We start from the raw sequence: 25,517 nt of genomic DNA, 5'->3' as shown, positions 1-25,517 counted from the left end.
GCGAGCAGCCGGAGTTCCGTCAGTCCTGCCCGGGGTCGTCCTTGTCCAGGGACCGGAGGAACTCGGGGTTGTCGTCGGGGGCGACCCACCGCCCGGGCGCGGCGCCGCCCGCCGGGGCCCCGCTCCGCACCTTGCCGGTGAGCAGCCAGGCCACCGGGCCCACCAGCACCTCGCCGAAGAGCAGGATGATGACCACCCACACCACCTTCGGCAGATGCCGCACCTCTTCCTCCGGGGTGTTCAGACAGTCCACGAAGGCATAGATCCACAGCGCCAGCACCAGCAGGAACGGCAGATACCTGAGCATGGCGTGCAGGGTATACGAGCGCCCCGCCGCCGCCCGTTTCTCTCCGTCGGCGATACTTGACCGCATGGCTTACGACGATCTTCGCTCCCTGCTGCGGGCGCTGGAGCGCGAGGGCGACCTCAAGCGCATCAAGGCCGAGGTCGACCCGTATCTGGAAGTCGGGGAGATCGTCGACCGGGTGCAGAAGTCCGGCGGCCCCGCCCTGCTCTTCGAGAACGTGAAGGGCTCGGCGATGCCCCTCGCCATGAACGTCTTCGGCACCGACCGCCGCCTGCTGAAGGCGCTGGGCCTGAAGTCGTACGGCGAGATCTCCGAGAAGATCGGCGGCCTGCTGCGGCCCGAACTGCCGCACGGCTTCGTCGGCGTGCGCGAGGCCTTCGGGAAGCTGGGCGCGATGACCCATGTGCCGCCGAAGAAGGTGAAGGCTGACAGCGCCCCGGTACAGGAGGTCGTCCTGCACGGCGACGAGGTGGACCTCGACCGGCTCCCGGCGCTGTTCACCTGGCCCAAGGACGGCGGCTCCTTCTTCAACCTGGGGCTCACCCACACCAAGGACCCGGAGTCGGGCGTCCGCAACCTCGGGCTCTACCGCCTCCAGCGCCACGACAGGCGCACCATCGGCATGCACTGGCAGATCCACAAGGACAGCCGCAACCACTACCAGGTGGCCGCGAGAAGGGGCGAGCGGCTGCCCGTCGCCATCGCCTTCGGGTGCCCCCCGGCCGTCACCTACGCCTCCACCGCCCCGCTCCCCGGTGACATCGACGAGTACCTGTTCGCCGGGTTCATCGCGGGCAAGCGGATCGAGATGGTCGACTGCAAGACCGTCCCGCTCCAGGTGCCGGCGAACGCCGAGGTCGTCCTGGAGGGCTGGCTGGAGCCGGGCGAGATGCTGCCCGAGGGACCCTTCGGCGACCACACCGGCTTCTACACCCCGCAGGAACCGTTCCCGGCGCTGAGGATCGACTGCGTGACGATGCGCCGCCGTCCCCTGCTCCAGTCGATCGTCGTGGGCCGCCCCCCGACGGAGGACGGACCGCTCGGCCGCGCGACCGAACGCTTCTTCCTCCCGCTCCTCAAGATCATCGTCCCGGACATCGTGGACTACCACCTGCCCGAGGCGGGCGGCTTCCACAACTGCGCGATCGTCTCGATCGACAAGAAGTACCCCAAGCACGCGCAGAAGGTGATGCACGCGATCTGGGGGGCACACATGATGTCCCTGACCAAGCTGATCGTGGTCGTGGACGCCGACTGCGACGTGCACGATCTGCACGAGGTCGCCTGGCGGGCGCTCGGCAACACCGACTACGCCCGGGACCTCACGGTCGTCGAAGGCCCCGTCGACCATCTCGACCACGCCTCCTACCAGCAGTTCTGGGGCGGCAAGGCGGGCATCGACGCGACCAAGAAGTGGCCCGAGGAGGGCTACACCCGCGACGGGGGCTGGCCGGACATGGTCCTGTCGGACCCGGCTACGGCGGCCCTGGTGGACCGCCGCTGGAAGGAGTACGGCCTGTGAGCAGCGCCTCTGCCGCGATCCCCCAGCCGGGACGCACGAAGGCCTTTCTGCGCCTGGTGATGATCGAGCACTCGATCTTCGCGCTGCCCTTCGCCTACATCGCCTCGCTCACGGCGATGTACGAGTGGGACAGGAACGTCCACTGGGGCCGGCTGCTGCTGGTCACTGTCTGCATGGTCGGCCTGCGCACCTTCGCGATGGCGGTCAACCGGATCATCGACCGCGAGATCGACGCCCGTAACCCGCGTACGGCGCACCGCGAGCTGGTGACCGGCGCGATGACCGTCCGGCACGCCTGGACGGGCGCCCTGATCGCCCTGGTCGTCTTCCTGGGCGCGGCGGCCCTGCTGAACCCCCTGTGCCTGGCGCTGGCCCCCGTCGCCGTGATCCCGATGGTGGTGTATCCGTACGGCAAGCGGTTCACCAACTTCCCGCAGGCCATCCTCGGTCTCGCCCAGGCCATGGGCCCGATCGGCGGCTGGCTGGCGATCACCGGCGAGTGGTCCTGGACCGCGGTGATCCTCGGCCTCGCCGTCGGCGTCTGGATCGGCGGCTTCGACCTGATCTACGCCTGCCAGGACGTCGAGACCGACCGCGAGATCGGCGTGATGTCGGTACCGGCCCGCTTCGGCATCCCGGCGGCGATCTGGGGCGCCCGGGCCTGCCACACGGTCACGACGGCCCTGTTCGTCTGGTACGCCCTGGCCACCCACGCCGGCGCGTTCTTCTGGCTGGGCCTGCTGATCGTCGCGGGAGCGTTCGTCTACGAGCACACGATCGTGCGCCCGCATGACCTGTCCCGCCTGAACAGGGCGTTCTTCAGCGTCAACGGCTTCATCGGCATTGCCCTGTTCGTGTGCGCCCTGCTGGATCTCCTGGTTCGGGGTCTGAGCGTCTGAGCAGCCGGCTCAAGGGCTCGGCAAGCTGACCATCCCCATGGCCTCCCTGCCCGTCCACCGCGAGGCGCCCCACCCGGCCTGAGCACTCCCCGACCCACCGGTACGCTCAAGGTGTGAACGCAGGAGAATCGCAGCGCGTGCCTTGGATCGTGGGGGTGTCCGGTGCCTCCGGGACGCCGTATGCGGCTGCCGTGCTGCGGGCGCTGCTCGGTGCGGGGGAGGCGGTCGACCTGGTGGTCAGCCGGGCCTCGCGGCTGACGCTGCTGGACGAGACGGGCATCTCGTTCCGGGACGCCCACTGGCAGGACGACCTGCGGGAATGGCTGGCCCGGGGGGCCGACGGCAAGCCCGGGACCTTCGACGTGGACATCAGCGGGGTGCGGTACTGGAGCGCGGGCGACCTCGCGGCCGGTCCGTCCTCGGGGTCGTACCCGGTGCGGGGGATGCTGATCGTGCCGGCCTCGACGGCCTGTGTCGCGGGCGTCGCGCTGGGCCTGTCCAAGGACCTGTTGCAGCGGGCGGCGAGCGTCACCCTCAAGGAGCGCCGCCCCCTGGTCGTGGCCGTGCGCGAGACCCCGCTCAGCGGCCAGACCCTGAGGCACCTCGTGGCGCTGGACGACGCGGGCGCGAGCGTCGTACCGGCCTCGCCCGCCTTCTACGCGGGCGCCACCCACATCCAGGACCTGGTGGACTTCGTCGCCGGGCGGGTGCTGGACGCGGCGGGCGTCGGGCACGGCCTGTACCGGCGCTGGAAGGGCGAACTGGGCAGCGGCACGAACCTGTAGCGCACCTGCGCGGGCACATCGCAGCACGTCTCATCACTTCAGGAACTTCAGACCTCTTCAGCGGAAGGCTTCGATCGCATGGACGCGGTGGACAGGCAGCTCATCCAGGCCCTGAGGGAGAACGGCCGGGCCTCGTACGCGGAGCTGGGGCGCCTCGTCGGCCTGTCGGGCCCCAGCGTCACCGACCGCATCAACCGTCTCGAGGCGGCCGGTGTCATCACCGGCTACCGCGCCACGGTGAACGCGGCCTCCCTCGGCCTCGGCGTCACCGCGCTGATCGGCATCTCGCTCTCCGACGCCGCCGACCACGAGGATGTCGCCCAGCGCCTGCGGGACCTGCCGGAGATCGAGGACTGCTGGTTCATCGCCGGCGACGACTCCTTCATGCTCAAGGTCCGGGCGACGGACGTGGACGGCCTGGAGAAGATCATCCGCCGGCTGTCCGGCACCAAGGGCGTCTCGCGCACCCGTACCACGATCGTGCTCTCCACCAAGTGGGAGAACCGGGTCGGGGAGCTGCCCGAGGAGGTCTAGGGATACGGTTGGCGGTGCTGTCGTAGAAAGGGCGTGTTGGCATGGACGTCGGGCTCAAGCGCGAGCTGGAGGAGAAGGTCCGCTCCGGTGAGCGGCTGACCCGCGAGGACGGCATCGCGCTGTACGAGTCGGACGACCTGGCCTGGCTCGGCGGCCTCGCCCACGAGGTGCGCACCCGCAAGAACGGCGACGTGGTCCACTTCAACGTCAACCGGCACCTCAACATGACCAACGTGTGCACGGCCTCCTGCGCCTACTGCTCCTTCCAGCGCAAGCCGGGGGAGAAGGACGCGTACACGATGCGCATCGAGGAGGCCGTGAAGCTCGCCAAGGCGATGGAGTCGGAGAACCTCACCGAGCTCCACATCGTCAACGGCCTGCACCCGAACCTGCCGTGGCGCTACTACCCGCGCTCGCTCAGGGAACTGAAGAAGGCCCTCCCGGACGTCTCGCTGAAGGCCTTCACGGCGACGGAGATCCACCACTTCGAGACGATCAGCGGCCTGTCCGCCTCGGAGATCCTGGACGAGCTGATCGACGCGGGCCTGGAGTCCCTCACCGGCGGCGGCGCGGAGATCTTCGACTGGGAGGTCCGGCAGCACATCGTGGACCACCGCACCCACTGGGAGGACTGGTCCCGGATCCACCGCCTGGCGCACGAGAAGGGTCTGAAGACCCCGTGCACCATGCTGTACGGCCACATCGAGGAGCCCCGCCACCGCGTGGACCACGTCCTGCGCCTGCGTGAGCTGCAGGACGAGACGAACGGCTTCCAGGTCTTCATCCCGCTGCGCTACCAGCACGACTTCGTGGACATGAAGGACGGCAAGGTACGCAACACCCTCCAGGCCCGCACCCAGATGGCGACCGGTGCGGAGGCCCTGAAGACCTTCGCCGTCTCCCGCCTGCTGTTCGACAACGTCCCGCACGTGAAGGTCTTCTGGGTGATGCACGGCGTGCAGACCGCCCAGCTGGCCCTCCAGCACGGCGCGGACGACATGGACGGCTCGGTCGTGGAGTACAAGATCACCCACGACGCCGACAACTTCGGCACGCCGAACAAGCTGACCCGCGAGGACCTGCTGGAGCTGATCCGCGACGCCGGCTTCCGCCCGGTGGAGCGGAACACGCGGTACGAGATCATCCGCGAGTACGACGGCCCGGACCCGGCGCGCCGGGAGTCCCCGCAGCCGATGCGGGTCTGAGATCCGCGCGACGAGCCACGACGGCGCGGCAGCCGGGCGACGGCCGAAGCCACCCCTTCGTTCGCCGCGCCCCACGCCGGGTACCCGGCGGGCATGGCTGTCACGAAAGCCCCCGAGGACGCCTACACGGCGGAGCCCTTCGTCCCGGAGGGCGCCAGTCTCACCGCCCTGCGGAAAGCCGCCGCCGACTGCCGTGGTTGCCCGCTGCACGAGAACGCCACCCAGACGGTGTTCGGCGCGGGCAACGCGCACGCGCGCGTGATGCTCGTCGGCGAGCAGCCCGGCGATCAGGAGGACCGGCAGGGCAAGCCCTTCGTGGGCCCCGCCGGCAAGCTCCTCGACCGTGCCCTGGAGGAAGCCGGTCTGGACCCGGCGGACGCGTATGTCACCAACGCGGTCAAGCACTTCAAGTTCACCCAGGCCGAGCCCCGCAAGCGCCGCATCCACAAGGCTCCGAGCCTGAGGGAGATGACGGCCTGCGGGCCCTGGCTCGCGGCGGAGCTGGCGCTCGTCGAACCCGAGCTGATCGTGGTCCTCGGCGCCACCGCGGGCAAGGCGCTGCTCGGCTCCTCGTTCCGGGTGGGCGAGGTGCGCGGGACCGTACTGGAACGGGAGATCCACGGCCGCCCCGAGCGGCTGGTGCCGACCGTGCATCCGTCGTCGGTGCTGCGGGCGCAGGACGACAAGGACAGGAAGGCCGCGTACGAAGGGCTCGTCGCCGATCTGAAAGTGGCTGCGCGAGCCCTGGGGTAATGGCTAACATCGCCGTATGCCACTTACCTTCACCCTGGACCCCGCCATCACGCCCGAGCTCCGGGACGGCTTCCTCGACCTGTGGACGGACGTCAGCAACGCGGGCGGCGCCGTCGGCTTCGTGCCGCCGGTGACACGCGGGGAGATACGCCCGGAGCTGGTCCGGCTGCTCGCGCAGCTGGCCGAGGGGCGCAGCCGGCTGCTCGTCGGGCATGACGAGGCCGGAGAGGTGGCCGCCACCGCCGTCATCTCCTTCAACGCCCACCGTCTGATGCGGCACTGGGTGTGGCTCTACACGGTGATGGTCCACCCGAGGCACCAGGGCAAGGGGTACGGCCGTGACCTGCTGGCGGCCGCCGCCGACGCGGCCCGCACCTTCGACGGCATCGAGGCGATACGCCTCGGCTGCCGGGGCGGCCACGGCCTGGAGCACTTCTACGCGTCCTGCGGCTACAAGGAGGTCGGCCGGGTGCCCGGCGCGATCCGGGTCGCCCCGGGGGACGACCGCGACGACATCACCATGCTGCTGCCCCTCGGCTGACCCCCGTGCAAGATCCCTCCCCGCTCGTGCTTCACTGGACGATGACCCCTTTTGGAATCGGACGAGTGGATTGAGATGCTCCGCTACACGCTGATGCGCCTCGGCATCTTCGCCGGCTGCCTCGTGGTCGTCTGGGGAGCCGTCTACTCCGGCATCTTCCCGCGCGGCTTCGGCGCGTCCAACGGCCTCTGGGTACTGCTGCTCGCCCTGATCCTGTCGGCGCCGATCAGCTGGGTGGTGCTGCGCAAGGAGCGGGACCGGGCCTCGGTGCAGATCGTCACCAGGGTCGACCGGATGAAGGCCAACCTGGAGGCCAACCGCAGCCAGGAGGACGGCGTCGACGACGCCGCGAGGGCGCAGGGCGGGGCGGCCGCGTCCAACTAGTCTTGCCCTCATGGGTGGGGCGAAGACCAAGCGAATGCCGCGTGCGGTGCGGGAGCAGCAGATGCTCGACGCCGCCGTACGCATCTTCGGGCAACGCGGCTACATGGCCGCCTCCATGGACGAGATAGCCGAACTCGCCGGCGTCTCCAAGCCCTTGGTCTACCTGTACCTGAACTCGAAGGAAGACCTCTTCACCGCCTGCATCCGCCGCGAGGCCGCCGCCCTGACGGAGGCCGTCCGTGCCGGGGTGCGCACCGACCTGCCCGCCGACCGCCGGCTCTGGGACGGCCTCCAGGCGTTCTTCGCCCACACCGCCGAGCACCCCGACGCCTGGTCCGTGCTCCACCTCCAGGCCCGCACCCACGGCGAACCCTTCGCGACCGAGGTGGCCGCGATGCGCAAGGAGATCGTCGCCTTCGTGACCCACCTGGTGGCCGTCGCCGCCCGGGAGGCCCACCGAGCCCCCGACCTCCCCGAGCACGAGGTGGCGGGCCTGGCGGAGGCCCTGGTGGGCGCGGCCGAATCCCTGGCCGCGTGGGCCAACAGCACCCCCGGCATCACCGCCCGCCAAGCAGCGACGACCTTGATGAACTTCGCCTGGTCGGGCTTGGGGAATCTCATGGGCGGTCACTCCTGGACTCCGCCCACTGCAGATACCTAGGGGCGCGGGGAACTGCGCGACAAGCCACGACGAACCCGCACCCGGCCACGGCGAGAGCCCTCAATGGCGCCTAGGTCACCTCCCCCCACAGATGCAGTCGCCCCCCATCGCCCCGCAACTCGAACCGCCCGGACCCATCCGCCCCGTAAGCCACCGTCCCCGGCAACAACACCGGCGCCAGAAACCGCGCCCGCACCACGGCGGAGCCGCCCGCGGAGCCGCTCGCGGCCAGGCACCGCGCCACCGTCCACATCCCGTGCGCGATGGCCCGCGGGAAGCCGAGGATGCGGGCGGTGAGTGGGTGCAGATGGATGGGGTTGCGGTCGCCGGAGACGGCGCCGTACCGCCGGCCCACGTCCCCGGCGAGCCGCCACTCGGCGACGACGGGCAGCGGGGCGGGCCGCCCTTCCCGGGGTTCGGCGGGCCCGTCGGTGCGATGGCGCGCGAGATAGGTGCTCCGCGACTCCCATACGACCTCACCCCCGGCCCGCATCCCGGTGACCACGGTGGCTTCGGTGCCGCGCCGGTGCGGGGCCAGTCCCTCGACGTGGCCGGCGAGTTCGTACTCCCCGGCCGCCGGAAGGGAGGTGTACCGGGTGATCTCGATCGAGGTGTGGACGAGCCCCAGCAGCGGCAGCGGAAAGGCCCGGTCGCTCATCAGTCGCATGGCCAGTGGGAAGCCGAGGACGTGCGGATAGGTGACGGGCAGGGCGCCGTCGGCCGAGCCGGTGGGGAAGCCGCACACCCGCTCGTAGGCGGCCAGCCGGTCCTGGTCGACCCGTACCCCGGCCAGCACCAGCCGGTCCCGGGGGAAGTCCGCGTGGGGGGAGGGCCGCTTGAAGGGGGAGCGCAGCACGCCGCCCGTGAGATGCAGCAACTCGCCTGGCATGTCCAGCTCCCATTGCTTACTCTGAAGTAAGGTTACCGCCGGTAAGTCTAACGTGAGCGTCCGTCACACAACCCCCGAGGCTGCACATCCCCGGCCCCGGAGCACCCCCGAACCCGCACGATCCCCTCACAAGGGACCCGTACGATCACCTCGCTAACCGGAGGTAACCCCTATCTCACGGACCGCCGCCGGTGAACGCCTCCACGCGTGAGGCACGTACGTCATGCAGCAAGCCGCGCACCGCTGCAACGCCAGAGGAGCCGCCCGTGTCCGCCCCCTTCCCGAACGCCCCCGTCTCCTCCGGCACCCCCGTCTCCGCCACCGACTACGACGGCCGCCCCGTCCTCGTGGAGCCCTGGGTCCAGCGTCTGGACGGCGCCGTGCGGGAGGTGTCCGTACCGCCGTTCGCGCCCCCGGTGAAGCACGGCTCGCTCGCGGACCTGCCGTTCGACAACGCGGACGCGGCCCCCGCCGCGATCGTGCTCAGCCGCCGGCTGCAGGACGGCCGCTGGGCGGACGTGACGGCCGCGCACTTCGCCGAACAGGTCCTCGCCGTGGCCAAGGGGCTGATAGCGGAGGGCCTGGTGCCGGGCGACCGGATCGCCGTCATGGCCCGTACCACGTACGAGTGGACGCTCCTCGACTTCGCCGCCTGGGCCGCCGGCCTGGTCACCGTGCCGATCTACCCGACCTCCTCCGTCTTCCAGACCCGGTGGATCCTGCACGACTCCGGGGCGGTCGCCCTGATCACCGAGACCGCCGCGCAGGCCGCCGCCCTCGGCCCCGAACTCCACCACCTGCCCGACCTGCGCCATCTGTGGGTGATGGACAAGGACCACGTGGCCCGGCTCGCCGAGGCCGGCGTGCAGGTGCCGGACGGCGAAGTGGCCGTACGCCGGGGCATGCTGGGCCCCGACACCCTCGCCACCCTCATCTACACCTCCGGCACCACCGGCCGCCCCAAGGGCTGCGCCCTCTCGCACGGCAACTTCTTCGCCGAGGTCGACAACGCGATCGAACTGCTCTACCCGGTCTTCAAGGCAGTCCAGGACGAGGAGCCGTCGGTCCTCCTCTTCCTGCCGATGTCCCATGTCTTCGGGCGCATGGTCGCCATCGCCTGCGTCCGCGCCCGCGTGCGCCTCGGCCACGCCCCGAGCCTGGCCGCCGACGACCTCCTCCCGGACCTCGCCGCCTTCAAGCCGACCTGCCTGCTGACCATTCCCTACATGCTGGAGAAGGTCTACAACTCGGCCCGCGCGAAGGCCGAGTCGGGCGGCCGGGTCGCCGCCTTCGACCGGGCCGCGGCGGTAGCCGTCCGCTACGGCGAGGCACTGGAGGCCCGGCAGACCGGCACCGGCGGCGGCCCGAGCCGCTCCCTGAAGACCGCCCGCGCCTTCCACGACCCGCTGGTCTACCGCAAGCTCCGGGCCGCCATGGGCGGGCGCGTCCGGTACGCCATCTGCGGCGGCTCCCCGCTCGGCCGGCGCCTGGCCGCCTTCTACGCCGGAGCCGGAATCGAGATCTTCGAGGGCTACGGCCTGACCGAGACCACCGGCGCCACCACCGTCACCCCGCCCCTCAAACCCCGCCTGGGCACGGTCGGCTGGCCGCTGCCCGGCACCCGCGTGCGCATCGCCGCCGACGGCGAGATCCTCGTCTCCGGCGACCACGTCCTGCGCGGCTACTGGGACCCGCAGGCCGGCGGGGTCGTCCCCGCGACCCGGGACGGCTGGCTGCCGACCGGAGACATCGGCGAACTGGACGACGAGGGCTACCTCACCATCACCGGCCGCAAGAAGGAGCTGCTGATCACGGCGGGCGGCAAGTCGGTGGCCCCGGCCCCGCTGGAGAACTGGCTGCGCCAGCACCCGCTGATCTCCCAGGTGATGCTGGTCGGCGACGGCCGCCCGTACGTGGCCGCGCTGATCACCCTCGACGTCGACGGGCTGACCCACTGGCGGCAGATGATCGGCAAGCATCCGGTCCCCCCGGAACTGCTGGTCGGCGACCCGGAGTTGGAGGCCGTCCTGCAGCGCGCTATCGACGAGGCGAACAAGCTGGTCTCCCGCCCGGAGTCCATCCGCCGGTTCGCGGTCCTGCCCGTGGACTTCACCGAGGAGTCCGGCCATCTGACCCCGTCGATGAAACTGCGCCGCGAGCAGATCACGACCGACTTCGCGAGCGAGGTGGAGGGCCTGTACGGCCCGGCCACGGGGCCCTGAGCGACCGGGGGTCGGCACCCGCTCCTCGCGCGCGGAGCGGGTTGCCGCCTGGGTCGGCCGTGGCCCGCCACCGATCCTCGTACCGTCCATGATTCCAGTCAATCCTTGGGTTTCCTCAACAACCCCAAGCGTTAACTTGGGTGTTGTGACTCTCGACGACCTCCGCGTGTTCGTGGCCGTGTGCCGCGCCGGCAGCCTCAGTTCCGTCGCCCGGGACCTCGGCTGTACCCAGTCCGCCGTCAGCCAGCACGTGAAGCGGCTGGAGCGGGAGACGGGGGTGGCGCTGCTGGAACGGCAACCGCGAGGCGTGGTCCCCACGCAGGCCGGACGCATACTGGAGGCCGCCGCGGCCGAGGGCATCTCGGGCCTCGACCTCGCCGTACGGCAACTGCGCGACCTGGTCGACGGCCACAGCGGACACGTCCGGGTCGCCACCGGTGCCACCACCGTCCGGCACTTCATGTCCGAGGCGGTGGTCGCCTTCCGTCGCCGCCATCCCGCGGTCAACCTCGAATTCCGCACGGTCAGTTCGGGACGCGGCACCTTCGACGCCCTGGCCGACGGCACCCTGGACCTGGCCTGGATCACCGTCGGCTCCCCGGTCCGGGGGATCGAGCAGCGGACGGTCGCGGAACTGCCGTGGCTGCTCGCGGTCCCCGCGGACGACCCCCTCGCCGGGCGGTCCCGTCTCGACGCGGCCGACCTGACCGGCGTACGGCTCATCCGGCTGCCCCCGAACTCCACCTCCGCCGTCCATCTGGACGCGGCCTGCGCCGAGCTGGGCGTCCGCTTCACCTACGACACGAGCGTCGCCGACTGGGACACGGCGCTGCAGCTGACCGAGCTGGGCGTGGGCCGGGCGGTGGTCCCCGCCGTACCGAGCCTCCCGGTCCCGGGCACCGGCGCGCTGCGGCTCGTCCCCCTGCCCGGACTGCGCCCCCTGCCCGTCGGCTGGGCCGTCCGCCGCTGGGACGCCCTCAGCCCTCCGGCCCGGGCCTTCGCGCACACGGTCGCGGAGTTCCGGGGCGAAGTCGCTGCGGGCGCTGCCGCGGGCTGAGCGGGAGTTCGGCCCAGACGGTCTTGCCGACGGTGCGCTGCGTCACGCCCCACCGGCTCGACAGCACCAGTACGACGACCAGTCCGCGCCCGTTCTCGTCCTCCGGCCGGCCGTCCAGGAAGCGGAGCTCCTTGTCTCCCCGGGCGTCACTCACCTCGATACGCAAGGTGTCCCTCTCGGGGAGGAGCCGCAGCCGGAGCTCGAAGTCCCGGCCGGGGACGCGACCGTGGGTGACCGCATTCGCCGAGAGCTCGGCGACGATCAGCTGCGCTGTGCAGTTCGGGTCACCGTCATGGGCGTATCCCCAGGCGGCGAGCTGGGTGGAGGTGAGCCGCCGGGCCAGCCGGGCGCCGAGCGGGGTGGCACTGAGGCGCTGGACGAGTTCGGTGGCCTCGGTTGCGGGGGTGGAGATTTGCGGATTCACGTCACCGAGAGTGGTGGGTTCTCCCTACGCTGACCAGGGGGGAGCCGGCGACTGTGCGTAGTCGTACGGGTGCGGGTCGTTTGCTGTACGGGAGTCGGAGGTGACGATGGACGAGCGGCGACCGGAGACGCCCGCCGAGGTCAACGGGGCGGTGGGTGTCTTCGTCGTGATCGGCAAGCAGCTGAAGCTGCTGAGGGAGCGGGCGGAGCTCAGCCAGCGGGAGTTCGGGGATCTGGTGGGGTACGGCCCCGACCAGATCTCGGCGATGGAGAGGGGGGTACGGACGCCTAGGCCGGAGTTCTTGCGGAAGGCGGACGAAATCCTGGGAACTGAGGGGCTGTTGACTGCCGTCATCCCGCAGGTCGAGGAGGCGATGAGCAGGGCGCGGACTCGGCATCCGGAGTGGTATCGGAGTTACGCGGCCATGGAGGCGGAGGCTGTCGAGCTGCATCACTACTGCATCCACGCGATGCACGGCCTGCTCCAGACCGAGGAGCATGCACGAGTGGTGTTTGCCAAACGGCGGCCATTCCTCAGCGAGGAGACCATCGAGAAGCGTGTGGCCGACCGGCTGTCACGCCAGCAGGTCTTCGAGCGCTGGCCCGCGCCGATCGTCAGCTACGTCCTTGAAGAGGTCGTGCTCGATCGCCCGATCGGTGGGCCAAAGGTCCACGCGGGCCAGCTGCGGCGCTTGCTGGAGGTCAGCAGCAAGCAGAACGTGGAAATTCAGGTGATGCCGACTCACTGTGAGGATCACCCCAACCTGGACAGTGCGTTCAACCTGTTGGTGCCCAAGGGGCAGATGCAGGTGGCGTACACAGAGGCGCAGAGCTTCCCTCGGTTGATCACAGACCGGGATGAGGTCCGGAAGATCGCCGACCGCTATGGGACCATGCGCGCAATGGCACTCAGTCCCATGGAGACCCGGTCTCTGATCAAACGGAAGCTGGAGGAGCTGTGAGCATCGAGAACCTGACCTGGTTCAAGTCCAGCTACAGCAGCGGAGAAGGTGGCGATTGCGTCGAACTCGCCTACATCTGGCGCAAGTCCACGCACAGCGGCGGTGAAGGCGGCGACTGCCTGGAGGTGGCCACCCACCCCACCGCCATCCACATCCGCGACTCGAAGCAACCCGCCGCCCCCCACCTCACCGTCACCCCCGCCGCCTGGTCAGCCTTCCTTCTGGGCGAGAAGGAACGCCTGGTCCGCTGACTCGGCCTGTGCCGCGTCCCGTTGGCGGACGGTGCTGGAGCGGAGGGTGAAACCGCCGTCGGCCAGCAGGCCTGCCATGAACTCGGGGCGGCGGCGCTCGAAGTCGAGGGTCACCGGACGCCCCCACGGCTGAGCCAGGCGCCGCGGCTCGTCGCCCGGCTGGAAGGCGAGGAGGAGGTGGCCGCCGGGCCGGAGGGCTCGGTGGAACTCGGCGAAGAGGCGGGGGAGTTCCTCCACGGGTGTGTGGATGCTGGAGTACCAGGACACGGCCCCGGCGAGCGAACCGTCGGCGAGGGGCAACTCCAGCATCGAGCCCTGCTCGAACCGCAGAGCGGGATGCTCGCGTCGGGCGACGGTGAGCATGGACTCGGACAGGTCGAGCCCGAAGACGTCGAGTCCGAGGGAAGCGAGGTACACGGTGGCGACGCCGGTGCCGCACCCGAGGTCGGCCACGGTCCCGGCCGTGCCGACCAGTTCGGCGAACGCACCGAGCAGCGCCCGCTCCAACGGCTTGTCCCCGAGGTGGTCTCCGAAGTGCTCGGCGTAGTCCTCGGCGACGGTGTCGTAGAAGGTGCGGGTGGCGGTGAGAAAGTCAGCCGTGTCGGTCATGGGGAGGGACCGTACCGGGCCGCACTGACATCCCCTTTAGGCTGCTGTCCTTGGCCGACTCGGCGGAACGGGGGGAAGTGGGCCGATGACCCATGCGACGGAGGTCTTTCAGCCACTGCAGGCGGATGATCCGCCGGTGGTGGCCGGTTACCGGCTGGCCGCGCGGCTCGGCGCCGGTGGCATGGGCCGGGTGTACCTGGCGCACACGCAGGGCGGCCGGCCGGTGGCGCTCAAGGTGGTCCGGCCGGAGCTGGCTGACGACCCGGACTTCCGGCGCCGGTTCGCGCGGGAGATCGGGGCGGCCCGGCGGGTACGGGGGGCGTACACGGCCGAGCTGATCGACGCGGACGCGGACGGCGTGCCGCCCTGGCTGGCCACGCTGTACGTGCCGGGGCCGTCGCTGGCGGATGCCGTGGCCCGGCGTGGGCCGCTGCCGGTGCCGGCGGTGCTGTGGCTGATGGCGGGGGTGGCGGAGGCGCTGCAGGCCATCCATGCCGAGGGCATCGTGCACCGGGATCTGAAGCCGTCGAACGTGCTGCTGGCCGCCGACGGGCCACGGGTCATCGACTTCGGCATCGCGACGGCCGCCGACGGCACCGCGTACACCGCCACGGGCGCCGTCATCGGCACGCCCTCGTTCATGGCTCCCGAGCAGGCGTCGGGCCACGAGGTCACCGCGGCGACCGACGTCTTCGCGCTCGGCCAGACGGCGGCGTTCGCGGCGCTGGGCCGCCCGCTGTACGGGGACGGCCCGGGGATCAACGTCCTCTACCGGATCGTGCACTCCGAGCCCGACCTGTCCCTGCTGCCCGAGCCGCTCCGGCCGCTGCTGGCCCGGTGCCTGGCCGCGGAGCCGGCGGAGCGGGCCACTGCGGCGGAGGTGGTGCGGTGGTGCCGGGAGCGGCTGGGGCCGGACGCCGACGCGGGCGGTGGGCCGGCCGTGTGGCGGGAGATCACCGGGCCGCAGGTCGTGGTTCCGGCCCCGGTTCCGCGTCCCGCCCCGGCGCACACGCGGCCGCTGTACACACAGCCGCTGCTCGCGCCGCCGCGCCCGCCGCAGCCGACGCCCGAGCAGCGGAGGGCCCGCAGGCGGCGTACCGCGCTGATCTCGGCCGTCGGGGTGGCGGGGGGTGCGCTGCTGGTTTCGTTGCTGGCGTGGTCGGTCATGGACGCGGAGGACCGGCTCGGGCGCCGGGACGCGGCGGATTCCAGGACGTCCGCCACCGGTCCGGCCGCGCGGTCGTCGGCGTCCGCGCCGGGCTCCGCATCGGACTCGTCGGACTCTTCGGCGCAAGGGGGCGGTGACGGTGGCGGCGACGCGTCCGGGGATGCCGCGTCCTCGTCGGCCTCGCCCAGGGACCCGCGGCCGGAGGACTTCGCAGGGACGCTCCTGGACGCGAAATCCTCGTTCAGCCTCAAGGACAAGGAGCCCGGACGGGACGACCGCAAGGGCGACATCCGCTTCGACTGCCGGCCGGCCGGGTGTGAACTGACCAGCGACAGCACCGTGTTCGTACAGATGTGGGGCAGGCATGGCACCACCCTCGACGAGTGCCGGCTGATACTCGGGAGCGCCACGAAGCACAGTTGGACGCTGGCCGGGGCTGCGGCCGGCACCGAGTTCTGCATGAAGGACACCGAGGGCGACATCGGGCTGTTCGTGATCCAGGTCAAGTCCACCGCGATGCCGGACATCGCCTTCCTCAGGGGAGACCTGACCATCTGGCGGAAGGCGGCCTAGCCCACCCCCGCCAGCCGCAGCAGCGCCGTCGTCGCCGCCGCGGCCACGACCACGACCGGGAACGGCGCCCGGCGCCAGGCCAGGACGCCCGCGACCAGGACCCCGGCGGGGCGGGCCCAGCCCGCGAAGCCGCCGGACTCCGTCAGCGCGCCGGTGGCCAGCAGGGCGACGAGCAGCACGACCGCCCCGGCCGAGGCCAGCTCCTGTGCCCGCGCGGGTATCTCGACCCGCCCGTGCAGCACCGGCCCCACCAGCCGGAAGGCGTACGTGCCCACGGCCAGCGCGAGGATCATCACGACGGTGGCGTTCATACGGCGGCCTCCACGGGCTGTCGGCGGTGCAGGAGGAGTCCGGTCAGCGCGAGCAGCACCGGCACCCCGGCGGGTACGGCGGGCGTCGCCGCGAGGGCGATGACCGCGCCGAGCAGCGCGCAGCGCCGTACCGTCGCATCGCCCCGCAGCTGGGGCAGCACCAGTGCCACCAGCACGGCGGGGAAGGCGGCGTCGAGGCCGTACCGGGCCGTGTCCCCCAGGGCGTCCCCGGCGAGTGCGCCGCCGAGCACCCCGGTGTTCCACACGGCGAACAGACCGAGCCCGGAGATCCAGAACGCCCTGCGCTGCCGTGCCGGATCGGACTGGGCCAGGGCGAAGGCGACCGTCTCGTCGGTGACGAGGTGCGCGCCGAGGAAGCGGGCCGCGCGCCCGGTGCCGATGATCTCCGCCACCGCCAGACCGAACGCGGCCGTGCGGGTGTTGAGCAGCAGCCCCGTCGCCGCGGCGGCGATCGGCCCGCCCCCGGCGAGCAGTACGCCCACCGCGCTGAACTGGGCCGAGCCGGCGTACACCACCAGGGACATGAGCACCGGCACCCACACCGGGAGGCCGCCCGCCACGGACACGGCGCCGAAGGAGACGCCGACGACGCCGCTGGCGAGCCAGACGAGCGAGCTGTCGCGGGCCAGGGACAGGTCATCGGATGTTCGCTGTACCGAACGCATGTTTTCTACAATGGACAGCAGAGCGCCTGTCCGTCAAGGCGAACGATCGTACCGATGGAGCGAACGCCATGTCCGAGCCGCCTCCCCGCACGCCCGCCCGGCTCCCGCTGGAATGGATCGCCGCAGCGCTCAAGCGTGAGCGCACCCGCATCGGGCTGTCCCTGTCCGAGCTGGCCAAACGCGCCGGAATCGCGAAGTCGACGCTCTCCCAGCTGGAGGCGGCGGGCGGCAATCCGAACGTGGAGACGCTCTGGGCGCTCGCGGTCGCCCTGGGGGTGCCGTTCAGCGCGCTGGTCGAGCCGCCCGCGCCGCAGGTCCATGTGATCCGGGCCGGCGAGGGTCCGGAGGTCGCCTCCGGGCAGGCGAACTTCGTCGCCACCCTGCTGTCCGCGAGCCCTCCCGGGGCCCGGCGGGACGTCTACCGCCTGCGCGCCGAGCCGGGGGCTGCCCGGATGTCGGACCCGCACATCCCCGGCACGGTCGAGCACCTGATCGTCGGCTCGGGCCGTATGAAGGCGGGCCCCGCCGGGCAGGAGGCCGAACTGGGGCCCGGCGATTACATGACCTACCGCGGGGACGTGGCGCACTCGTACGAGGCGCTGGAACCGGGGACGACGTTCATCCTCGTCATGCAGCACACGTAACCCGGGGGACCGCCGAGAATTCGCGCAGAATTCATGGACGGCCGGGACGGAAAAGGCAGGAGCCCCGTCGCCGGAACGGCGCGGGGCTCCTTGGGTACTGCTCTCAGGTTCTGCGGTCAGGCAGTGATCAGACGGGGGTGACGTTCTCCGCCTGCGGGCCCTTCGGGCCCTGCGTCACGTCGAAGCTCACCTGCTGGTTCTCCTCGAGGGAGCGGAAGCCGGAGGCGTTGATCGCGGAGTAGTGAACGAAGACGTCGGGGCCGCCGCCCTCCTGGGCGATGAAGCCAAAGCCCTTTTCGGCGTTGAACCACTTAACGGTTCCGGTAGCCATAAGCCCTCCTTGGGCTCAAAAGGGTTGCCCTGCTCCAGAACCTGCAAGTGTGAAACGGTGCTGCACAACTGCATACTTCTGAAAACGACGAGAGCCTGCGGTTACATGCTCCGCAGGCTCTGTACTGCAAGGGAAACCAAACTGCAACTTGCGGCAAGCCTAGCATCCGGGCAGCCGAAAGCAATAGGGGTCAAGATCACGTCACCCGGAGGTTTGAACACCCGATAGCCCGTTTGGCGGTGGGGGCGGTCCCGGCGCCCTACGGCACGGGGTCTAGTCTCGCGATGTGGACAATGCTCGCACCCGGCCGCGCGTCGGCCACATCCAGTTCCTGAACTGCCTGCCCCTGTACTGGGGGCTCGCGAGAACCGGCACCCTCCTCGACTTCGAGCTCACCAAGGACACCCCGGAGAAGCTCAGCGAGCAGCTCGTGCGCGGCGACCTCGACATCGGTCCCGTCACCCTGGTCGAGTTCCTGCGCAACGCGGACGACCTGGTCGCCTTCCCGGACATCGCGGTCGGCTGCGACGGCCCGGTGATGTCCTGCGTGATCGTCTCCCAGGTCCCGCTCGACCGCCTGCACGGCGCCCGGGTCGCGCTCGGCTCCACCTCCCGCACCTCGGTCCGCCTCGCCCAGCTGCTGCTCGCCGAGCGCTACGGCGTCCAGCCCGACTACTACACCTGCCCGCCCGACCTCAGCCTGATGATGCAGGAGGCCGAGGCCGCCGTCCTCATCGGCGACGCGGCGCTGCGGGCGAACCTGCTGGACGGCCCGCGCTACGGCCTCGAGGTGCACGACCTCGGCGCGCTCTGGAAGGAGTGGACCGGCCTGCCGTTCGTCTTCGCGGTCTGGGCGGCCCGCCGGGACTACGCCGACCGCGAGCCGGACATCACCCGCAAGGTCCACGAGGCGTTCCTGGAATCCCGCAACCTCTCCCTGGAGGAGGTCGCCAAGGTCGCCGAACAGGCGGCCCGCTGGGAGGCCTTCGACGAGGCGACCCTGGCCCAGTACTTCACCACCCTCGACTTCAGCTTCGGCACTCCCCAACTGGAGGCCGTCGCCGAGTTCGCCCGCCGCGTCGGCCCGACGACCGGTTTCCCGGCGAACGTGAAGGTGGACCTGCTGCAGCCGTGAGCGGGCATCACTAGGCTGCTGCACAGGAGGCGTCGAAGGGGGGAGATGCGCCATGCAGCCGCTGGAAGTCGACGAGCCGGCCACCGTCGGGCCCTACCGGCTGCTCGGCCGGCTCGGCTCGGGTGGCATGGGCCGGGTCTACCTCGGCCGCAGCGCGGGCGGCCGTACCGTCGCCGTGAAGATCGTGCACCCGCACTTCGCGCTGGACGAGGAGTTCCGCGCCCGCTTCCGGCGCGAGGTGGCGGCCGCCCGCCGGGTCGGCGGCGCCTGGACCGCGCCCGTCCTGGACGCGGACCCGGACGCCCCGGTGCCCTGGGTCGCCACCGCCTACGCGGCCGGCCCGTCCCTCGCCGCGGCCGTCACCGACACCGGCCCGCTGCCCCCGCACACCGTACGGGCCCTGGGCGCGGGCCTCGCCGAGGCGCTGACGGCCGTGCACGAACTCGGCCTGGTGCACCGGGACGTGAAGCCCTCCAACGTCCTGCTCACCCTGGACGGGCCCCTGCTGATCGACTTCGGCATCGCGCGGGCCATGGACGGCACGGCCTCCCTCACCTCCACCGGCGTGTCGATCGGCTCCCCCGGCTACATGGCCCCCGAGCAGATCCTCGGCAAGGGCGCCACGGGCGCCGCCGACGTCTTCTCCCTCGGCGCGGTCCTCGTCCACGCGGCCACCGGCGAACCGCCCTTCCGCGGCGACTCCTCGGCCGCGCTGCTCTACAAGGTCGTCCACGAGGAACCCGAACTGGGCGCCCTCGACGGCGACTTGCGCGAACTGGTCGCGTCCTGCCTGGCCAAGGACCCGGCCTCCCGCCCCACCCCCGCCGACCTGGGCCACCGCCTCGCCCCCGACGGCGCCGCCCGTCTGATCACCGGCGGCTGGCTCCCGGGCCCCCTGGTCGAACAGGTCAGCCGCAGCGCCGTACGCCTGCTGAACCTGGACACCGGGGAGACGGCACCTTCGGGGCCGGTGGCCTTCGACAGCCCTGCGGTGACGGCGTCCTCGGCGGGGACGCCGGTTTCCGGGCACGTGCCGGGCACGGGTGCGGGGGCGGCTTCGGGCCTGTGGCCCGCTTCGGGCGTGGCCCCGGTTCAAGGCTCTGCCTCCATCCCTGCCCCTGCCGAGCCGAACTCGTTGACGGGAGCCGGGGTTTTCGGGCCTGCACCGGTGATGAATCCCGGTGTGCCCGGGCCCTCCTCCGGAACGGCGACCGGTGTGGACGGGGCGCCCCCCGGCGCGCCGACCGTCGTGCCCGCGCAGCGGGACGCGGCGCCGCCAGGCCGGTTCTCCGTCAGCGTGGCGGCGGCCTCCGCGCCGGCCGAGGGCGGCCGTGGGCGCCGGCTGAGCTGCACGCTGGTGCTGGCCGTCGCCGGTGCGCTGGCCGCGGGGACGCTGGGTGTGGGCGCGCTGCTCCGACCCTGGTTCCAGGACGGCGGGAGCAGCAGCGCGGGAGGCAGCGCCCCCTCCATCTCCCAGACACCACCCTCGGCCTCCAACGGCGCCGGCGATCAAGGCACCGGCGCCGGCACGGTCCCGGCCCGCTACCTCGGCACCTGGGAGGGACAGGCCACCGGCCTCGGCGGCAGCCTGCCGATGGGCACCTTCCGGCTCACCGTCCGTCAGGCCGCCGTGGGCCAGGAGCTGGGACGGCTGCGGCAGACCGACCAGATCGGCGGCGTGTGCACCGACGTCCTCACCCTGAAGAAGGTGACGAAGACCCAGATCCTCGCGACCTCGACCGGCGCCAAGGACAACCCCGGGCACTGCGTACCCACCCCGCACCAGGTCGAGTTGACCCCGGTCGGCGACGACCTGAGGTTCACCTCGGACAGCTCGGCGGAGGGGAATCCGGTGTCGCGCATGTCGAAGGTGGGCTGACGGGCGAAGTGGACGCCCCGCGGGATCAGGAGTCCGACGGCGCCTTGTAGAGCCGTACGGTGCTGTCCGGCTGGTTCTCCAGGGTGCCGTTCCGGTCGTTGTCCGGGGACGACCGCCGCGGCGGCGACGACGGCGATGATGCCGGTCCGGCTCCGGCCGCCTCCCGCGGGCCGACCCAGGGCATCCGGTACCTCACCGCCTTGTCTTCTCCCCGGCCCCGACGCCTGACGATCTGTAGGATCCGGAGTATGGACGCCTCCCACACCCGCGCCGGATGAGCGACGTACTGCTGTGGGCCGCTGCCGCGCTGTGGGGCGCGGCGGCGGGAGCACTGCTTCCCAGGGCCGCCTACCGCTTCGCCGTCCCGGCGGGGGAGGAGTGGCGTGACCGGTGCCCCCGGGGACACGCGCTGCGGGGCTGGCTCGGGCCGGCGCGCTGCGGTCGGTGCGCGCGGTGTGGCGCGGGTTCCGCCGGACCGCTCGGGGCGGTGGAGCCGTCCGGTGCGGCCGAGCCGCCGTACGCCCCCTCCGTCCCCCTGCTCTCCGCGGCGACCGCACTTCTGTGCGCCGCGCTGGCCGCCGCCACCGGAACCCGCCCGGAGCTGGCGGTCTGGCTGCTGCTCGCGCCGGTCGGCACCTTGCTGGCGGCCGTGGACTTCCGGGTGCGGCGACTGCCCGACCCGCTGACCCTGCCCCTCCCGGCCGCCGCCCTCGGCCTGCTGGGTCTCACCACCCTGCTGCCCGAGCACGCCGGTCACTGGCCCACCGCGCTGTACGGCGCCCTCGCGCTCGGCGCCGGCTATTACGCGCTGTACCTCATCAACCCCGCCGGCATGGGCTTCGGCGACGTCAAGCTGGCCGTCGGCATGGGCGCCGTACTCGGCTGGTACGGCTGGTCCACCGTCCTGCTCGGCGCCTTCGCCGGGTTCCTGCTCGGCGCGCTGTACGGCGGTGCGCTCGTCGCCGTACGGCGGGCGGGCCGGAAGACCGCGATCCCGTTCGGGCCGTTCCTGCTGGCCGGGGCCTTCGCCGGGCTGCTGATCGGCGCGTACGCGGCCTGACGTCGGTACGGTGAGAGCGCTGGCGTAGGCTGGTTCGGTCCGTCCAGACCCCTTACGAACCCTGACGAAAGGGACGCCCGGTGACCGAGAAGGCCGACCTCCAGTCCGTGCTCGACCGAGCCGCAGCGGGCGGACGCATCACGCCCGAGGAGGCGCTCGACCTCTACCGGGACGCGCCGCTGCACGCGCTGGGCGCCGCCGCCGACGCCGTACGCCGCCGCAAGTACGCCGGCATCGAGCACATCGCGACGTACATCATCGAACGGAACATCAACTACACGAACGTGTGCGTCACGGCGTGCAAGTTCTGCGCCTTCTACGCGGCCCCCAAGGACAAGGACAAGGGCTGGACCCGCGACCTCGACGACATCCTGCGCCGCTGCGCGGAGACGGTCGAGCTGGGCGGCACCCAGATCATGTTCCAGGGCGGCCACCACCCGGACTACGGCGTCGAGTACTACGAGAAGCACTTCCGGGCCATCAAGGAGGCCTTCCCCCAGCTGGTGATCCACTCGCTGGGCGCGTCCGAGGTCGAGCACATGGCCCGGATCTCCGGCGTGTCGGTCGAGGAGGCCATCACCCGGATCCACGAGGCGGGCCTCGACTCCTTCGCCGGCGCCGGCGCCGAACTCCTCCCCGAGCGCCCCCGGAAGGCCATCGCGCCCCTCAAGGAGTCCGGCGAGCGCTGGCTGGAGATCATGGAGACCGCGCACCGCCTGGGCGTGGAGTCCACCTCCACCATGCTGATGGGCACGGGCGAGACGAACGCCGAGCGCATCGAGCACCTGCGGATGATCCGGGACGTACAGGACCGCACGGGCGGCTTCCGTGCCTTCATCCCGTACACCTACCAGCCCGAGAACAACCACCTGAAGGGCCGCACCCAGGCCACGATCTTCGAGTACCTCCGGATGATCGCCATCGCCCGCCTCTTCCTCGACAACGTCCAGCACATCCAGGGCTCGTGGCTGACCACCGGCAAGGAGGTCGGCCAGCTGTCGCTGCACTACGGCGCGGACGACCTCGGCTCGATCATGCTGGAGGAGAACGTGGTCTCCTCGGCCGGCGCCAGGCACCGCTCCAACCGCCTGGAGATCATCGACCTCATCCGCAAGGCGGGCCGCGTCCCGGCGCAGCGCTCCACGACGTACGAGCACCTGGCCGTCCACGACGACCCGGCGAACGACCCCGTCGACGAGCGGGTGATGTCCCACATCTCGTCCACGGCCATCGAGGGCGGCACGGCCCACCCGGAACTGAAGCTGCTGACGTCCAACTAGTCCAACCCGTCCCCCTGTGCTGACACTTCACTTCGCCGAGCGGTCTCCCGAGGCGGCTGTTCTGGTCGACGGTGCGTCCGTCGCCGCCGTCGGCCCGTACGAGGAACTGGCCGCCGCCGCGCCCCGGGCGAGGGTACGGCGCTGGCCCGGCATCCTCACCCCGGGGCTGCTGAACCCGTACGGCCCGGAGCTGCTGGAGACCACCTACCACCCCGACCCGCGCGAGGCCGACATCCTCGGCACCGAGCCCATCGGCGGGGCGCGGGCCAGGGAGATCTTCCGCGGCGATCCCGCACGCCTCGGTGCGAGCGCGCGACGCGGGGTGCAGCGGATGCTGGCGCACGGCACCGTAGCGGTGGCCGGGGAGTTGCGGTCGCGGGCCGTGGTCGACGCGGTGCGCAGGGCCGGGCTCGCCGTGGGGCAGCGGCCCGACCGCCTTCCAGGGCCGCCGGCGCTGTCCCCGACCCCGCTGATCCTGCTGCCGCAGCTCGTCCCGGGCGGCCCTGCCCGCTTCGCCGTGTTCGAGGTCGCGGACCGCGCCGAACTGGTCCGTCGCGGCGCCGGCACCTGCGTGGCGACCGTGATCGGCGGGCGGTTGGTGTACCGGCGTCGCTGAGCCGCGCGTGGCCGCGTGAACCCGGGCTGCAACAATGGCCGGGTGACCCGCGCTTCCCTGAACAAGCAGCCGCACGAAGTCGCCTCGATGTTCGACGACGTGGCGGAACGGTACGACCTGACGAACGACGTGCTGTCGCTCGGCCAGGACCGGGTGTGGCGCAGGGAGGTGGCGAAGGCGGTCGACGCACGCCCCGCGCAGAAGGTCCTCGACCTGGCCGCCGGTACCGCCACCTCCTCGCTGCCCTTCGCGCGCACGGGCGCGTACGTCGTCCCCTGCGACTTCTCGCTCGGGATGCTCCAGGTCGGCAAGCGCAGGCACACCTGGCTGCCGTTCACGGCCGGCGACGCGACGCGGCTGCCCTTCAAGGACGACACCTTCGACGCCGTGACGATCTCCTTCGGGCTGCGCAACGTCCAGGACACCGACGCGGCGCTGCGGGAGATGTACCGGGTCACCCGGCCCGGCGGACGGGTGGTGATCTGCGAGTTCTCGCACCCGACCTGGGCGCCCTTCCGGACCGTCTACACCGAGTACCTGATGCGGGCGCTGCCGCCGGTCGCGCGCGCGGTCTCCTCGAACCCCGACGCGTACGTCTACCTCGCCGAGTCCATCCGCGTCTGGCCCGACCAGCCCGCCCTCGCCGAGCGGCTGCAGAAGGCGGGCTGGTCGAGGGTGGCCTGGCGCAACCTCACCGGCGGCGTGGTCGCGCTGCACCGGGGCTTCAAGGAGAGCTGAGGCCGCTTGCGGGGTCCGGCGGAAACGCCCCGGTGCTTCGCCGCCGGGCGTCGGGCCCTCAGCGGTTGATCATCTCGAAGGCGTCACCGGGCTCACCGAGTTCGCGTTGCAGGCCACCGGCGGGCGGCCGCGGGATGCGTGGCTCGCGCACGCCTCCGCCGCCCTCTCCCTCACCGAAGTCGAACCACACGTACACCATGGAGTCCCGGGGCACCTCCGCGCCGGGCTGCGGGTACTGGCGTACGACGTAGTCGACGACCGCGAGGTGGAAGTCCGGGCGATCCGGCGCATTGAGGAACAGGCCCTGCGCCCGGGCCGTTTCGCGCGCGTCCACGGCCATCATTCCGACCAGCCGTGGCACGCGCACTTCGGGTGTTTTGGGTGTTATGCGCACAGATGTCACCCCCAGCGGTACTGGAAGGGTAACTCCCGTGCGCCCCGGCCGGAAGGAGCCGGTGTCTTTCTGTGACAGATGACTACTCTGCGTGAGTAAGGATCAGAGAGTCAGCCGGAAGCAGAGGGCGTCCTCGTCCAGGGCGGGATGCCGATAGGTCTCCGCCGGGCGCATGCCGAGCCGCCGGGTCACCGCGATCGACCGCTCGTTGCCCGGCCGGACCATCGCCACGACCTCCTTGACCCCGGCCTGGCGCACCCGCTGCAGCGTCTCGCGCGCGGCCGCGGTGACGTACCCCCTGCCCCAGTGCGCGCGGCCCAGCCGCCAGCCGATCTCCATCTCGCCGACCGGACCCCAGTCGGGCCGCCAGGGCTGCGCTCCGGTGAAACCGATGACCTCACCGGACTCGTCCAGCATGGTCCACAGGCAGAAGCCGAGCTCGGCGTCGTGCCGCCGCTGCCGCGCGGTGAGTTCCTCGTAGACCGACAGCGCGGCCGGCTTGCCGCCGTAGAACTCCATGACCTCCGGGTCGTCGAAGACCCGGTGCCAGGCGATCGCGTCCTCGTGGGTGGGGACACGCAGCCGTACCGCGGGGAGAGGTCGGTTCACAGGGCAGCCCTTCAGCCGGGTGATCAATTCTGCTGAATAGACTGCCCATGTCCAGTGCCGGTCGGCACGCAGATTTCGAACTTGGGGAG

The 25,517-nt window shown here is 71.4% G+C and carries 29 protein-coding genes and 1 pseudogene; 21 read left to right on the top strand and 9 right to left on the bottom strand.

Features of this window, described 5'->3' with window-relative positions; translation table 11 throughout:
• Nucleotides 1-37: 37 nt before the first annotated feature.
• A pseudogene (locus FB563_RS11325) lies at nt 38-307 on the bottom strand (PLDc N-terminal domain-containing protein); the annotation flags it as partial.
• A 64-nt stretch (nt 308-371) separates the two neighbouring features.
• Between FB563_RS11325 and FB563_RS11320 the strand changes: the two are divergent.
• The 9 genes from FB563_RS11320 to FB563_RS11280 all read left to right on the top strand — a co-directional run bounded on the left by FB563_RS11320 (nt 372) and on the right by FB563_RS11280 (nt 7,591).
• Nucleotides 372-1,829: a menaquinone biosynthesis decarboxylase gene (locus FB563_RS11320; protein WP_055707816.1), complete on the top strand. Its 1,458-nt coding sequence runs from the start codon at nt 372-374 to the stop codon at nt 1,827-1,829.
• Nucleotides 1,826-2,728: a menaquinone biosynthesis prenyltransferase MqnP gene (mqnP, locus tag FB563_RS11315; RefSeq protein ID WP_055707815.1), complete on the top strand. Its 903-nt coding sequence runs from the start codon at nt 1,826-1,828 to the stop codon at nt 2,726-2,728. The genes FB563_RS11320 and mqnP overlap by 4 nt, the downstream gene beginning before the upstream one ends.
• Before the next feature lie 137 nt (nt 2,729-2,865).
• Nucleotides 2,866-3,513, top strand: coding sequence for a UbiX family flavin prenyltransferase (locus tag FB563_RS11310; protein WP_055707814.1), 648 nt, complete (start codon nt 2,866-2,868; stop codon nt 3,511-3,513).
• A gap of 78 nt (nt 3,514-3,591) precedes the next feature.
• Nucleotides 3,592-4,047: an Lrp/AsnC family transcriptional regulator gene (locus tag FB563_RS11305; protein ID WP_055707813.1), complete on the top strand. Its 456-nt coding sequence runs from the start codon at nt 3,592-3,594 to the stop codon at nt 4,045-4,047.
• Nucleotides 4,048-4,088: 41 nt separating this feature from the next.
• On the top strand, nt 4,089-5,252 hold the full coding sequence (mqnE, locus tag FB563_RS11300; protein ID WP_055707812.1) for an aminofutalosine synthase MqnE: 1,164 nt from the start codon (nt 4,089-4,091) through the stop codon (nt 5,250-5,252).
• Nucleotides 5,253-5,345: 93 nt separating this feature from the next.
• Nucleotides 5,346-6,005, top strand: a complete 660-nt coding sequence (locus FB563_RS11295) for a UdgX family uracil-DNA binding protein (protein WP_055707811.1) — start codon at nt 5,346-5,348, stop codon at nt 6,003-6,005.
• A 16-nt stretch (nt 6,006-6,021) separates the two neighbouring features.
• On the top strand, nt 6,022-6,546 hold the full coding sequence (locus FB563_RS11290; RefSeq protein WP_055707810.1) for a GNAT family N-acetyltransferase: 525 nt from the start codon (nt 6,022-6,024) through the stop codon (nt 6,544-6,546).
• Nucleotides 6,547-6,621: 75 nt separating this feature from the next.
• Nucleotides 6,622-6,930 (top strand): DUF4229 domain-containing protein, encoded by a 309-nt coding sequence (locus tag FB563_RS11285; RefSeq protein WP_055707809.1) that lies wholly within the window; start codon nt 6,622-6,624, stop codon nt 6,928-6,930.
• 10 nt (nt 6,931-6,940) lie between these two features.
• Complete coding sequence (locus tag FB563_RS11280) at nt 6,941-7,591, top strand: TetR/AcrR family transcriptional regulator (RefSeq protein WP_199832900.1); 651 nt, start codon at nt 6,941-6,943, stop codon at nt 7,589-7,591.
• Nucleotides 7,592-7,661: 70 nt separating this feature from the next.
• Here the strand turns inward: FB563_RS11280 and FB563_RS11275 are convergent, their stop codons facing one another.
• Nucleotides 7,662-8,480, bottom strand: a complete 819-nt coding sequence (locus FB563_RS11275) for a MaoC/PaaZ C-terminal domain-containing protein (RefSeq protein ID WP_055707808.1) — start codon at nt 8,478-8,480, stop codon at nt 7,662-7,664.
• 347 nt (nt 8,481-8,827) lie between these two features.
• Here FB563_RS11275 and FB563_RS11270 point away from each other — a divergent pair, with 347 nt between their 5' ends.
• Together FB563_RS11270 and FB563_RS11265 are read left to right on the top strand one after the other, a co-directional pair.
• Nucleotides 8,828-10,702, top strand: coding sequence for an AMP-dependent synthetase/ligase (locus tag FB563_RS11270; RefSeq protein ID WP_244329047.1), 1,875 nt, complete (start codon nt 8,828-8,830; stop codon nt 10,700-10,702).
• A gap of 145 nt (nt 10,703-10,847) precedes the next feature.
• Nucleotides 10,848-11,759: a LysR family transcriptional regulator gene (locus FB563_RS11265; RefSeq protein ID WP_055710614.1), complete on the top strand. Its 912-nt coding sequence runs from the start codon at nt 10,848-10,850 to the stop codon at nt 11,757-11,759.
• Here FB563_RS11265 and FB563_RS11260 read toward each other — a convergent pair.
• Complete coding sequence (locus tag FB563_RS11260) at nt 11,680-12,183, bottom strand: ATP-binding protein (protein ID WP_055710615.1); 504 nt, start codon at nt 12,181-12,183, stop codon at nt 11,680-11,682. The genes FB563_RS11265 and FB563_RS11260 overlap by 80 nt on opposite strands.
• A gap of 106 nt (nt 12,184-12,289) precedes the next feature.
• Between FB563_RS11260 and FB563_RS11255 the strand changes: the two genes are divergently transcribed.
• A complete protein-coding gene (locus FB563_RS11255) occupies nt 12,290-13,144 on the top strand; it encodes a helix-turn-helix domain-containing protein (RefSeq protein WP_055710616.1) in 855 nt (284 codons plus the stop codon).
• Nucleotides 13,141-13,395: a DUF397 domain-containing protein gene (locus tag FB563_RS11250; RefSeq protein ID WP_142218620.1), complete on the top strand. Its 255-nt coding sequence runs from the start codon at nt 13,141-13,143 to the stop codon at nt 13,393-13,395. The genes FB563_RS11255 and FB563_RS11250 overlap by 4 nt, the downstream gene beginning before the upstream one ends.
• On the opposite strand, the gene FB563_RS11245 is transcribed toward FB563_RS11250, so the two are convergent.
• On the bottom strand, nt 13,354-14,004 hold the full coding sequence (locus FB563_RS11245; RefSeq protein WP_055710617.1) for a class I SAM-dependent methyltransferase: 651 nt from the start codon (nt 14,002-14,004) through the stop codon (nt 13,354-13,356). The two genes, FB563_RS11250 and FB563_RS11245, sit on opposite strands and share 42 nt — an antisense overlap.
• Before the next feature lie 85 nt (nt 14,005-14,089).
• On the opposite strand from FB563_RS11245, the gene FB563_RS11240 reads away from it, so the two are divergent.
• Nucleotides 14,090-15,745: a serine/threonine-protein kinase gene (locus FB563_RS11240; protein ID WP_055710618.1), complete on the top strand. Its 1,656-nt coding sequence runs from the start codon at nt 14,090-14,092 to the stop codon at nt 15,743-15,745.
• On the opposite strand, the gene FB563_RS11235 is transcribed toward FB563_RS11240, so the two are convergent.
• A complete protein-coding gene (locus tag FB563_RS11235; protein WP_055710619.1) occupies nt 15,742-16,056 on the bottom strand; it encodes an AzlD domain-containing protein in 315 nt (104 codons plus the stop codon). The two genes, FB563_RS11240 and FB563_RS11235, sit on opposite strands and share 4 nt — an antisense overlap.
• Nucleotides 16,053-16,742 (bottom strand): AzlC family ABC transporter permease, encoded by a 690-nt coding sequence (locus FB563_RS11230; protein ID WP_055710620.1) that lies wholly within the window; start codon nt 16,740-16,742, stop codon nt 16,053-16,055. Before FB563_RS11230 ends, FB563_RS11235 begins: the two co-directional genes overlap by 4 nt.
• A 68-nt stretch (nt 16,743-16,810) precedes the next feature.
• Here FB563_RS11230 and FB563_RS11225 point away from each other — a divergent pair, with 68 nt between their 5' ends.
• Nucleotides 16,811-17,386, top strand: coding sequence for a helix-turn-helix domain-containing protein (locus FB563_RS11225; protein WP_055710621.1), 576 nt, complete (start codon nt 16,811-16,813; stop codon nt 17,384-17,386).
• 127 nt (nt 17,387-17,513) lie between these two features.
• Here FB563_RS11225 and FB563_RS11220 read toward each other — a convergent pair whose 3' ends face one another.
• Nucleotides 17,514-17,717 carry a cold-shock protein gene (locus FB563_RS11220; RefSeq protein ID WP_003992177.1) on the bottom strand — a complete coding sequence of 68 codons (204 nt, stop codon included), beginning with the start codon at nt 17,715-17,717 and terminating at the stop codon, nt 17,514-17,516.
• 286 nt (nt 17,718-18,003) lie between these two features.
• Here FB563_RS11220 and FB563_RS11215 point away from each other — a divergent pair, with 286 nt between their 5' ends.
• From FB563_RS11215 to FB563_RS11190, 6 genes are all read left to right on the top strand, one after another.
• The gene (locus FB563_RS11215) at nt 18,004-18,852 is read left to right on the top strand and encodes a menaquinone biosynthetic enzyme MqnA/MqnD family protein (RefSeq protein WP_055710622.1); all 849 of its coding nucleotides are present in this window, start codon (nt 18,004-18,006) and stop codon (nt 18,850-18,852) included.
• Between the two features lie 52 nt (nt 18,853-18,904).
• Nucleotides 18,905-20,731, top strand: coding sequence for a serine/threonine-protein kinase (locus FB563_RS11210; protein WP_142218619.1), 1,827 nt, complete (start codon nt 18,905-18,907; stop codon nt 20,729-20,731).
• Nucleotides 20,732-21,005: 274 nt separating this feature from the next.
• Nucleotides 21,006-21,791, top strand: coding sequence for a prepilin peptidase (locus FB563_RS11205; RefSeq protein ID WP_055709920.1), 786 nt, complete (start codon nt 21,006-21,008; stop codon nt 21,789-21,791).
• Nucleotides 21,792-21,871: 80 nt separating this feature from the next.
• Nucleotides 21,872-23,071 (top strand): cyclic dehypoxanthinyl futalosine synthase, encoded by a 1,200-nt coding sequence (gene mqnC, locus FB563_RS11200; RefSeq protein ID WP_055709919.1) that lies wholly within the window; start codon nt 21,872-21,874, stop codon nt 23,069-23,071.
• 16 nt (nt 23,072-23,087) lie between these two features.
• Nucleotides 23,088-23,687: an imidazolonepropionase-like domain-containing protein gene (locus tag FB563_RS11195; RefSeq protein WP_055709918.1), complete on the top strand. Its 600-nt coding sequence runs from the start codon at nt 23,088-23,090 to the stop codon at nt 23,685-23,687.
• Nucleotides 23,688-23,729: 42 nt separating this feature from the next.
• Nucleotides 23,730-24,425, top strand: coding sequence for a demethylmenaquinone methyltransferase (locus FB563_RS11190; RefSeq protein WP_055709917.1), 696 nt, complete (start codon nt 23,730-23,732; stop codon nt 24,423-24,425).
• A gap of 58 nt (nt 24,426-24,483) precedes the next feature.
• On the opposite strand, the gene FB563_RS11185 is transcribed toward FB563_RS11190, so the two are convergent.
• Together FB563_RS11185 and FB563_RS11180 are read right to left on the bottom strand one after the other, a co-directional pair.
• Nucleotides 24,484-24,792, bottom strand: coding sequence for a PASTA domain-containing protein (locus tag FB563_RS11185; protein WP_079049098.1), 309 nt, complete (start codon nt 24,790-24,792; stop codon nt 24,484-24,486).
• A gap of 129 nt (nt 24,793-24,921) precedes the next feature.
• Nucleotides 24,922-25,428 carry a GNAT family N-acetyltransferase gene (locus FB563_RS11180; RefSeq protein WP_055709916.1) on the bottom strand — a complete coding sequence of 169 codons (507 nt, stop codon included), beginning with the start codon at nt 25,426-25,428 and terminating at the stop codon, nt 24,922-24,924.
• Between the last annotated feature and the right edge of the window lie 89 nt (nt 25,429-25,517).

Source organism: Streptomyces puniciscabiei, assembly GCF_006715785.1.
GTDB lineage: Bacteria > Actinomycetota > Actinomycetes > Streptomycetales > Streptomycetaceae > Streptomyces > Streptomyces puniciscabiei.
The sequence above is the reverse complement of the archived record's forward strand: the minus strand, read 5'-3'. Positions and strand labels throughout refer to the sequence as shown.